The sequence below is a fragment of the bacterium genome, from assembly GCA_030247525.1.
GTDB lineage: Bacteria > Electryoneota > JAOADG01 > JAOADG01 > JAOADG01 > JAOTSC01.
On record JAOTSC010000104.1, the window covers coordinates 1 to 11,744 of the forward strand.

Below are 11,744 nucleotides of genomic sequence, written 5' to 3' on the forward strand. Positions count from 1 at the left end.
CTCATAGCGTGAGAAGGCGAGTTCTGTACCATCAGGCGACGGTTCCCCGAAGAGCGCTCCTCCAACGACATTGGTTACCGGTTCGATTGTGGTGCGGTCGGAAGACATTCGATAGACATTCCAGATGCCTGTTGAATCGCTGGTGAAATAAATCCATTTTCCATCGCGCGACCATGCCGCATTGCGGTCGTCCCACCGACTTTCCCGCAGTAACTCCGTTTTACCGGAAGCAACATCCAACATTATCAAATCACGGTTTTCATCGGTAACGAGCGAGAAGAGAATTGATTTACCATCGGGCGAAAATCGTGGTTGAGAAACCTGCTCACCGTTAGTATAGTTCGTTAGAGTGCGACTCGGCAACGGCGATTTACGGGGAATATCCTTCATCACCAAATCGGGCAGCTCAATCAGAATGAGATTTGAGGTACCATCACTCTGAGTAATCGCTACTATCGAATTTCCATCAGAAGAAATGTCGGGTTGCTGTACCCGCGCTTCATAGGTTAACCGATACGACTTCTTTTTCTGTATGTTGTACCAGTATAAATCGTTTAAACGACGCTGGTCTTTGGTTAGCGGTTGGTGAGAGTAGACGATTGCACTGTCGTTGGGATGAATCGCGAATGGCGCTGATGTAACAAACAATTTATCTTTCTTACCACTCTCGACATCGTATTTTACGACTTTTGAGCCGCCGAAGAAATCCTTCTCTTTGTTGGATACGAAATAGATATTTTTACCATCGTTTGACCAACGTGGGTAGAGATTTCCAAATCCATCTTCCTCTAATAACCGTCCATTGACTTCATTAGCGCGAATCGTGGTAGTACGCTGTGAATAAGTTTCCTTTAGAGTCCGCGACCAATCGTTATACAATTCTCGTGCGGAGACTCCCAAGGCGTTTCGACAAGCGCCATCTAATGTCCAAGTCATCGGCTTTGCCATCGCTTCGGATAATTTTCGAAATGACGCTTCACCATAACGGTCAGAGATGTATTGTACGAGCGAGAACCCTTGGTTGTAAACCAGTTCTCCGCCGAGACTATTTTTCTCGAAGACGCCCATTTCATCGAGGGTCAATAGGTTTCCGGTTAAGGAACGAGTACGCAAGAGCATTTCCCGATGACTATCGCGATAGTCGAAATTCATCCCTTTTCGCATCGATTGGGCAGTCCCTTCGGCGAACCAATGGGGTACAACCGTATTAATCACCGGATAGCTAATGATGCGATTCGGAAACCCATACAATACATCGGGGCGCGATTCTTTCTCGTAATCGATCACTTGGGTATAGATACCGGGAATTTCGCGCGACCATTTGCGAGCCGCGCCAAGCTGAATCATGTGGGCATATTCGTGAGTGACAACATTTCGGAGCCAATGGTGCGAACCACGGAACTCAAAATCGAGCGCTGGTGCCCAGATGATGATTTTATTATTAAGGTAGTACGTCGCTCCATTCGCATAATCGTCGGTATCGTATACCACCCAGTGTACTTTCGTATCGGGGGTATAGTGATACAACTCGACTAATTGCGGATGGACAGCATCGGCAATGTTCAATATCTCGCGGGCAGTACGTTCGGAACCGACGTGATAGTGAAGGACATGAAACTGCCCTTCCATCGTCCGCCATTTTAATCCGGAGTGATTGAAGGGAGTAACCTGAGCAGTTGACACCTTTGCCAATACAAAGACCATTGACAAGAGCAACAAGACGATACGGAATATTCTTGTATTGAAAAACAATGATATGGCGTACGGTGTCATTTAATCACCGCCGCTTTGATAAGTTTCACTGGTGTTCCAGGAGTTTCTACTCGAATCAGATACATCCCGCGCTCAACATTCGCATTCCATTTATATTCAAAACCGCCACCTTCGACCGGGTAGGGATTTGTCAAGGTTGCCACACGTTCCCCATCTAAGTCGTACACATTCACTTTCGTTGCGGATGCATTCGCACTACTGATACCGAGCCGGACGTATCCGATACCATCACGAATCGGATTCGGCCAAACAAATGAATAGGAAATCCCGCTACCAAACGTAGTCGACCAAGTCTGTTCGGAGTAATACTTGGGAATCCCGGATGCCGAACCGTTTGGACAAGCCCAAGTGATTTGCGAAAGTTCGTTGTTTGGAATCGGGGCGATGTAGATACCGCCATCACGAGATACTGCAACTACATGTTTCCGGCTGGTTGAAGTCGATGAGTCGGATAGCAACACCAGACCATCGACCGATAAGGAACCGATTGCGATGGGATAACGGTCATCGCGGGTTCGTTTATTCAACGAGTACAATTCCCCGGATTGCGTGCCGTACCAGAGAATTGGTTCATCGTTGACGTTGGCTCCTGCAACCATCGATACCGGAATCGAATTTGATGGGAGACGACGGGGAAAATCGGTCTGGACACCGTCTTTACCCACCAGCCACCAATTTTGATCATCCAATACAGCTAAGTTCTCCGTAGTCCAAGCGACACCGTGTAATGGCGAATGGAGATTCATGAGAGGAATTTCGCGCCATGTTCCGATGGGATTTTTTACAAACAACTGGCGATTAATTCCGACAAACGTCGACGCGACTCCGACAGGTTTAAAATTCAGCGCGGACGGATTCGACCGATACTCCGAGGGAATCGGATAAGTTTGAAGCAGGTGTTCGTAATTCAGAAAACGCATCGTATTGGCAGGCGGTAACGCTGTCGTGAACACACTATCTAAGTCAAGCGATAATTCCAGACTGAAATTGAACGAATTCACATACCAGCGACAATCAACATCGTCAAATTGCAGGTTGCCCGGTACCGCATAAGGAAATGCAATTTGCCGGGTTCCGATACGTTCCACTGCAAATCGATTGGAAGTATGCAAGACCCGATACGCTTCCAAAGAGTGTTGTAACGAATCGCTCGGTAATGCGCGCATCATCAACAGATGAGGGACATCCATCGCATCCAAACCGATCGTAACATTCTCAATCGCTGCAGCACTCACGGGAGTTGTCTCTAACGCATAAGCAGTCATTGAATCGACTACTGCAGCAGTAATTGAGTCGGTGTGAACAAACGAAACAGGATGAGTTCCCAACCAGCTTCCCGAATCGGATACTGCGAAGATGTTACTACCGCTCGCAATCCAGATTTCCTCACGACCGTCAAAGTTCGCATCAAATGGAAGCATTGTAACCGGCGTCGCAGAAGGGGGAATGCGCAATCGACGTTCACCGGGAATAATCGGCTCATTCGCATACTGGAATGACATTAAGCGACCGGGACGCGAAAAGGAATGGAGAATAAACGGCACCGGAGCTCGGTTCGTTAACTCAGCGCGAGGAATGCGATAACGGTCGTATTGAACATTGGTGTTGCCATTGTTCGCCCGCGACCACTCATCGTTTCCGGCGAAAAAGGCATCATAGGGAGAGCCGGTCTCGGTACCGTAACCGGCAGAGAAGAATCCGTATTCCTGTCCGATGTCTTCCGCCCCGTCGGCTTCAATCAGTTTAACCACATAAGGCGCTGATCCGGTCTGTAGCGGTGTTCCCATCGCTTCACGGCGACGCTCTTCCGCTTGGTTGATTCGCCAAATCAAGATACCGCTGCCGGGGGTATCGAATTCGTAATTATCGGCACGAACAATCACCCCGAACGAATCGCGAATGGAATCGTCGAGCTCGATTTCGTATTGGTTGGTGAGTTTCGCTCGTCTGCCACGAGAATCATAGACATAGGTGTAATCAAGTGAATCGGGGTCGCGATTGCGCGCTTCCGCTAAAAAATACTCTTCGCCGGCGCCGGGGATACGAATTACATCGGGCGCGACAATTGTATCGGCTTGCGGAATTCGTATTTGCACCAATCCGCTATCGGGACAAGGCGTAGCAATCGACCACCCCATTTTCACGCGCGACCAAGCATCGGGGTATCCCGGGAGGATGCCGAAGAATGTACCGAAGCCGCGATCCATGAGCGACCAACGCCCAATCCGCGAAGTGCCTTCCTCGGTGTCATATAGAAAAGGCAAACCGATTGCATGTCCGATTAACAAGGAATACAAGCCACCGACACCGATATCGACCCACTCGGTTCCCACTTTCTGCGAGGACATTTCGGGGAGGATTGCCCCGCGCGGAATGTGGAAAGAACCGTTGCGAACCGGTAAGCCAAGCGGATCGTTGATGTTCAAGTATTTCCGTAAATCGGAATTGGTGATGAAACCACTCGGAATGTCAAACGGGGTTTCATCGTAACCAAGATCGTATTCGTTTCCCGCTCCGGCATGAATCATAACATATAAATCATAGCGATTACGAGCAGCCAAAGTATCGTAAAACGAAACTGCTGTATCAGCGTCAGCGCTATCCCACGCGGTTTTCCAGAGCTGGGTCAATAAGAGATTGGTGCGTTCGTTATCGGATGGGTCGGGATGGTAATGCCACACCGGTTCCGGCATCCGGTAGGCGGAACGATAACCAGCAGGATAAATATCCGCTTGTATCGATAGTTTTCCATCAGATACTTGGTGGAAATAGTTATGAACGAACGTCATCTGCTCTTGGAAATAGAGACTGTCGTGGGGCGGTGGATCGATTTTTCGGCCTTCCCGCGCACCGAAATCGAAACCACCGTCGCCGGTCGTCGTTGACAATGTGTCGCGCGGAAAATCCACCCGAATCGCCAGAATCCGCAGTGTATCAGGCAGCGCTTGCACCGACATCGGATCGCGACCGGTACCGGCAATCCCTTTGAAAACCGGGCGTGCAGCATACGCCATCAGAGTTGTAACTCCGATGAGAATAGCTGTAACCGCGATTCGCCAATCGTTACGCATTCAGTATCCTAACTTGCGTTTATAGTCCAATCGACAAGGAAAATCGCATCGTGTCAGTCAAGGGGTGTCCTTCACCGGCTGAGACATAACTGAAGTCAAACCGATACACCGAGTATTGTAGCGACGCGCCAAAGGTCAACGGCTTCACTTTTCCTTGTTGGTCATTCCAGTAACCCATCCGGAGACCGACCAAATTGGTATACCAATATTCCGTACCGACGTGATAAATCATTTCCTGTAACAACGGTTCGTCGAACCAACTGCTCACAAGCGCCACATAGAATGGATCGGATGTACCATCCGGCTTCTTGCGAACCAATTCCTTGTCAATGTCACCCAGCACCGTCAGTTTGTTGAATTCACTGTCGAGAACGTGATAGGCAAAACCCATTTTGAGGTTGGTGGGAATTGGATCAGCTTGGGCGGCATCGATATAGGAAATTTTCGGACCCAAATTCGAGATGTTTGCACCCAGTTGAAGACCTTTGATCATCGTCATCTTGTGCAAGACACCGATGTCGACACCAACGCCGGTAGCAACGCCCGAACCTTTTTCAGCGCCAGCTCCCCGATCGGATAAGTGCGAGTATATAAAACGGGCGCTGATACCCAATGCAGTATTTTTATTGATCTGGGTGCCATAAGAACCGGATAGAGCACCTTCATAGGTGGAGAAGGTACCCTGCTCATTGCCTTGTTCATCGGTACGGGTCGAGGTACCGAGATTCAAGAAAATGACGTTTGCACCAAATGTTCCCAACTCCGGTACCGTGTGGACATAGGAGATGAAATCATAGTACAAATCCGGCAAGTGGAATTGTGGCAGCCAGTTCGCATGCATCATGGTGATTTGACGTTGGTTCTGGAAACCGAGGCCTGCCGGATTCCACCATGTCGCCGAGGCGTCGTCGGTTAATGCGACCCCCGCTTCTCCCATACCGCCATAGCGACCGCCGGGCGATATTTTAAGGAAGAGTACGGCCGATTCCGATACGGCAGCCTCTGCAGGATGTGTGCTGGCAAGCAGCATGAGACATCCGGCTAAACCGAATATGATTATTTTCTTCATTGTATCCTCCCCGAAAAGGAAATCAGTTGTATTATTGCTAAGCCAATTGGCTCTGTTGTTAAAACTTAGTACGAGTACAACGAGATACTCTATAGCTATCTCGAAAAATGTCAACGCAAAACGGCTGCTCTTCCTATTACGTAAGCCGACCGACCATCGGTTGAAGTAATCTTCACTTTCCACAGATACGCCCCGTTGGCAACTTCAACACCGTCTCGGTCGCGGGCATCCCATTGCGCATCGGGTGGGGAATTGTAACCAACTGACACTGGAAACGGTCCAAAGGAACGAATCCTTGTTCCGTGTACAGAGTATATATCGATAGTTCCCGAACCGGATGCCGTACTCTCAAAAGTGAAGATTGAGTTCTTTTCGACTGGATTCGGATAATTCAAAGGATTCTTAAGTGCGACTCCCGACGAAGAATTAACAACTTCGAAATCGATCTCTGCGAAACTGGGATTATTTGCACCGTCGAACACCTGTAGGGAAATTGTGTGCTTTCCGGGAGCAAGCGGATTCAACGGAGTCTCCAATGTCCCCTTGGTTAAATCGTTGACAGCATATGCGAACTGCTCGGTATAATCCAATACTTTAGCATCGATGGTGGCTAAGATGCGGTGACCCAACTCACCGGTCAAGTTAACACCGCTGGAATCGGAGATGTCGGCAATTAAAACCGGAGTGTTGTCGACCACATCGCCGTTCTTATACTCCCGCGAATTCAAATACAATTTGATTACTGGCCCGATGGAATCGTTGACTGTCGCTGGTTCCAGCGCAGTCGACACCGCTGGTTTATAACCGGCAGCGCTTCCCCACTCCCCACTTGCATAGATTAATGCAGTCGCATTGGAATCGCCGTAGGTGGCATCGAGCGGTAACATCACAGGTGCATGAAACTCGCCGTTCGTAATGCTTGCCGACCCGCGGAATAACAAACGACCTGGCTTGTAGTACGTGTATGGCGAAGTTCGAGAATCGCTACCCCAAAGATGGGAACGGGCCACCCGCGCACCACGAATCGAGATATTCACAGTACCGTCAGCAGTCGGGTCAAGGGTGCCGGTTTGCGGACCTACTTTCCCGACTACGGAACCTGCTGCCATGGGAACTAATGGCGACGGTTGAATCGAATCGACCCACGCGGCACGATCTGCAATCGACAAACGGGTAAGCGGGTCGCACATTGAATGGTAGTAACTGGAATTTGTTAAATTTCCAGCTCGGGCTTTAGCAATCATTAATGCCGTGGCAATTGTGCGTCGAGGTTGGAATGTCGTATCGAACTGAGCGACAAAATATTGTTCCGCCAACCGCTCATTCGCTTCCGGCCCGGTTAAACGGGTCGCGGCAATTACTCCGATAGCTCCATTCTCATTGAGGCCTAAGAGTTTTTCCGGAAAGCTTTGTAACTCAGGATCGTCCCAATATGCCCAATCGCAAGTGAAGGCAAGCCAGAGCGGTAATTTGCCACCGGTCTTGATTTGGGAGAGATCGCGGCTCTCTCGAAGGAGTTGCTCGTGCGCCCACACCCTCGGATTCCCATGACCGATCCAATTCACGATTAATGCTCCGCGTTCCAGTTCGGTGATTAACGCTGCAGTCGCGTCGGGCTTCAGATTCGCCACTTGTATCGGATCATAGTAGCCGGGGTATTCGATCAAATATATTTTTACCCGTTCGAGATAGGGTGGTAGTATCGATTGATCGAGTGCTTCGGATGCCATTGTATGTGTGGTTTCCCACGATGCGTAACGAGCGCCGTCGCCGTACTCATCGTCAGCACATAACACGAATTTATTGCGCCACTGTCCCGCCGGTGGAGCAGTCTCATATTGTATCAGTTTATCGATCCAATTGTCGATCAATTGCGGAGATTGCAAGGGAAGCCGCGCAGTTACCAGTTCCGGGGGATTGTACTGTGAACCGAAGCGGACATAAAAATCGTCGGTACAGGTGCCATAGATTTGGTAACTGGGAATCGGACGTTTGGTATGAGGCTGTACGATTCCCCGGTAATCATAGTCGCCATCGCCCATGAACAGAACATACGCCGGCGCAGGGCGTTGCCACGATTGGAAAGCATAGCGAAGGAAATTTCGAATCGCTACCGGATCGAGATTTCCGGAGGCAAACTGATCGAAAACATCTTGAATGCGAACTGTTACAACGCTCACGTTGTTGTGCTCGCGGCGATATTGGGCAAGCCGCTGCGCTTGAGCTTCATAGTCGTCTTGATACAATAAAATATAGTCGGCTTGCAGCGAAGAACTACGAAGATCAGTGTATCCGGTTCCACCCAATGTAACAGGAGACAATGATTGTACTCGAAAGAAACCGGCTTCTTCGGCGGCAAAATACCGTTTCGTGCCGGAATCGGCAAAGGTGGTACTTCGAATCCAACGCACATTCTCTCTGTCGCGCACTTCAAACACATAGGGATTCACTGCATTAGAAAGCGATACCCGATATCGGGAACCGATACTGGTTTCTGCGATTAAGCGGTTACTGCGCATTGCCCAATCGCGGGTGTACTCTGCTTCGATCCAATCGATATAGAACGAAGCATCACCAGATTTCCGCACAAATAATGAATTGTTTCCTTCGCGCAAAATACTCGCCGGAATGCTGGTAGAGTAGTATCCCGATAACGCGAAAACTGTATCGAACGGCGTTCCATTCCATGAAAACACAATGTTAGTTGGTTGAGTGGAATTGGTAAGCGATAACCATCGGGTTATGAGAGACAGCGGTGATGAGGTAATTGCGCCAGTTAACGGAATCGTAAATCCGCGCTCGATATTTCCACTGAACAACTGCCCGACCCACCGGGTTCCGGAACCGGGGAAAGAGCTATCATTATAGATGCTGATATCGTCTTCGAGAAAAACACGACCAATGGCATTTGGTAACGCGGTTTCCGAGCCGGCGTTATCGATTCGTGCCATCCGCTTTCCGGCAGTACCACTCCGGTCTAACGTTAGAAAGTAGGTTGCCGATGTTGTGTAGGGGGACAACCAATGGGCGTAACTGCCACCGTTTCCGCTTGCCCATCCGCTGGATTTCTCACCAAAAAACAATACACGATCGTTTGCATCGAATATATTATCGCCACCGTCCTCAACCAGAATCGCCAATTCGATCCAGTTTTCTGGAACTGCTGCCGTAAGCGATTCAGAAAGTGGTTTTGCCGAGGAACCGTACAGCTTTAGAGTCGTTACATCAATACTTGATAAGTTAACTCCTACTCGTTGCAAGTCTTCGCCAGTGACAACTGTAATGCCTTCATTGTTGGTTGTGATGCGGTAAAGAGCGTCGGTGGGCAACGCATTCGTCGAAAAGATCGAACGCTGGGAGGCTACACGCACTTGCCGCCAATTGTCGGCTGCCGCTTTGTTTACAACATAATCGGGGAGCGGTGCTTGACAAGTTGCTGGTTCATTGGCCTTTGTTACATCCGGAAGAAAGCGAATTTCGACCTGCCATCGACTGGATGTAAGAATTCGCTCATTGGCATTTACTGCGGCATTGATGACCAAGCGGACTGCGCGGCTTCCCAACAGCGTCGTTTCGAAATCAAGCGTTCCCCATCGATCGGGTGTATCTAAACGGTCAATAGCTTCGGTGGGAATCTTTGTTACTCTGGCTAATGAACCATTGAACGAGCGTTGTTCAAGTGGTCTAACCGCAACTAATTCAGCACGATGTCCGGGGGGAATCGCAATCCATTCGATATACACAGGATGGCGGAAACCGTTATGATCTGTCAAAAATGTTCCGGTTTTTGGCGTGAGTAACCATTCGCCATTAGAAAACTGCGCGGCTGTAACTTCATCGGACAATGTAAAAGAAAGCAGGTTTGCTTGAGAGGTATGTAGAACGGTGCGAGCAAGTGGAGCTTTCTGCCCGGAAGTTAGCGGGGCAGACAGTGCAGAGAGGGCACTGGCAAACAGTAAAATCAGACTCAGCAACCACATGAACAGAATCCTCAACAAACGAAAAACCGAACCCATAGTCCGGCAACAAAACCGCCCCATACATCTCGGCGTCTGGTATCGTCAAACTATCGTTCGGTTACAAGTTGCTAAATCAATCTCCTGTTTTGCATTCGCAATGTATATCGGTTGTACGGAATTGTCAAGCGGGTTTATGGAAGAGCGGAGGAATCACATTCGGTACCCGGTCTTTTAGTAATCCTAACAATCCCTCTGGTAACCGTACCAGTTTCCCGTTCTCATCGATAAACGCATGCTCCGTGACACCAGTCACCCGAATTTCATCTTCGGCATTACCGCAAAGCTCATAGCCAAACCGGATGCGGGTGTTGGTGTATCCGATGGGAAAGGCGGCGACTTGAATCAAATCATCGTAAAAAAAACTTTTCCGATAGGTCGCCGCAGCGTGTACAACCGGCAGGAATACACCTTCCCGCTCCACTTCGACATATGGTCGCCAACAAGTACGAATCCACTCGGTGCGTCCGACTTCAAAGAGCTCCATGTACCTGCCGTAATAGACTACACCCATTTTGTCAGTATCGGCATAACGGGCGCGAACGGGAGTAATGACCTTCCATCGATCAATCAACAGTGAAGACTCCCATCTTCGAATACTTCTCGACCCGCATTTCACGCCAGTCGGGGGTAGGTATCGCCATCAACTCACGGAGGTTGCGTCCGATAACTGTTTCCAGACTCTTTGCTGCGGCATCGAAATCGCGATGAGCTCCGCCAAGCGGTTCGGGTACGATTTCGTCGATGATGCCAAGTTTCTTGAGGTCAGTTGCTGTTATCTTCAAATTCTCAGCGGCACGTTCCGCCTGACTTGCATCGCGATAAAGAATTGCCGCGCATCCTTCGGGTGAAATCACAGAATAGACGGCATACTCCATCATTACGACACGATCGGTTACTGCTAACGCCAAAGCGCCGCCCGAACCACCTTCCCCAATGATACATGTCAAAGTAGGCGTCTTTAAATTCACCATATCGAATAAATTGCGGGCGATGGATTCGGCTTGTCCACGTTCTTCTGCTCCGATACCGGGATAAGCACCGGGCGTATCGAGTAGCGTCACAACCGGGATTCCAAAACGGTCGGCAACTTTCATCAAACGTAACGCTTTCCGGTAACCTTCAGGATGCGCCATTCCGAAATTGCGTAATAGGTTTTCCTTGGTTCCGCGTCCTTTTTGCTGCGCAATCACCATGACGTTGATACCGTCGATTTTACAGAGCCCACTAACAATAGCACGGTCATTGCGGAAACCACGGTCACCATTCAATTCGTAGAATGTAGTGTCCCATCGATTGATGTAGTCCAATGAGTAGGGACGGCGAGGGTGTCGAGCCAACTGCACCTTTTGCCAACGGGATAGATTGCCGAACGTTTTTTCCATCTCGCCCCGAAGTTTCTCTTCGAGCTTCTTGATTACCGGGGCTTTGTCTTCGTCGTCGAGACGGTTGTTATTCCGGATGCTTTCGATTTCCTGTTCGAATTCTGCAATCTTCTTTTCAAAATCGAGTAATACTTCCATTACTTCCTCCAGCGTCGTTTCAACGCCCGTACGGTACCCCGCCATCCGAGGGGAGATTTCCAATCGACTCCAAACAACGGTAGCGCAGAGCTGGGCGCATCTGCCGACAGAACTTTAAAATGCACACCTAACGAAGCCAATCGGTTCGCAATTGCGAATATTTCCGCATAACTGGCTCCCCCGGTGGAGAAAAAGACATCGGATATGTGTTCGTCCTCGATGATTCGTTCGAGGTCGTCTGTTGATCCCAATGGATCGAATCCGAAACTTAAATTTACCACATCATTACGGT

General features: G+C 49.4%; 7 protein-coding genes. All 7 read right to left on the minus strand.

Features of this window, described 5'->3' with window-relative positions:
* On the minus strand, positions 1-1,773 hold a 1,773-nt coding region (locus tag OEM52_10155; GenBank protein ID MDK9700493.1), incomplete at its 3' end, for a biopolymer transporter Tol.
* Complete coding sequence (locus tag OEM52_10160; GenBank protein MDK9700494.1) at positions 1,770-4,844, minus strand: hypothetical protein; 3,075 nt, start codon at positions 4,842-4,844, stop codon at positions 1,770-1,772. The genes OEM52_10160 and OEM52_10155, both read right to left, overlap by 4 nt.
* Positions 4,845-4,863: 19 nt before the next feature.
* Positions 4,864-5,913: a PorV/PorQ family protein gene (locus OEM52_10165; GenBank protein MDK9700495.1), complete on the minus strand. Its 1,050-nt coding sequence runs from the start codon at positions 5,911-5,913 to the stop codon at positions 4,864-4,866.
* Positions 5,914-6,023: 110 nt separating this feature from the next.
* Complete coding sequence (gene porU, locus OEM52_10170) at positions 6,024-9,893, minus strand: type IX secretion system sortase PorU (protein ID MDK9700496.1); 3,870 nt, start codon at positions 9,891-9,893, stop codon at positions 6,024-6,026.
* 160 nt (positions 9,894-10,053) lie between these two features.
* A complete protein-coding gene (locus OEM52_10175) occupies positions 10,054-10,503 on the minus strand; it encodes an acyl-CoA thioesterase (GenBank protein ID MDK9700497.1) in 450 nt (149 codons plus the stop codon).
* The gene (locus tag OEM52_10180; GenBank protein MDK9700498.1) at positions 10,496-11,452 is read right to left on the minus strand and encodes an acetyl-CoA carboxylase carboxyltransferase subunit alpha; all 957 of its coding nucleotides are present in this window, start codon (positions 11,450-11,452) and stop codon (positions 10,496-10,498) included. The genes OEM52_10175 and OEM52_10180 overlap by 8 nt, the downstream gene beginning before the upstream one ends.
* Positions 11,452-11,744 (minus strand): hypothetical protein (locus OEM52_10185; GenBank protein MDK9700499.1); only part of this gene is annotated, 293 nt, incomplete at its 5' end. The genes OEM52_10185 and OEM52_10180, both read right to left, overlap by 1 nt.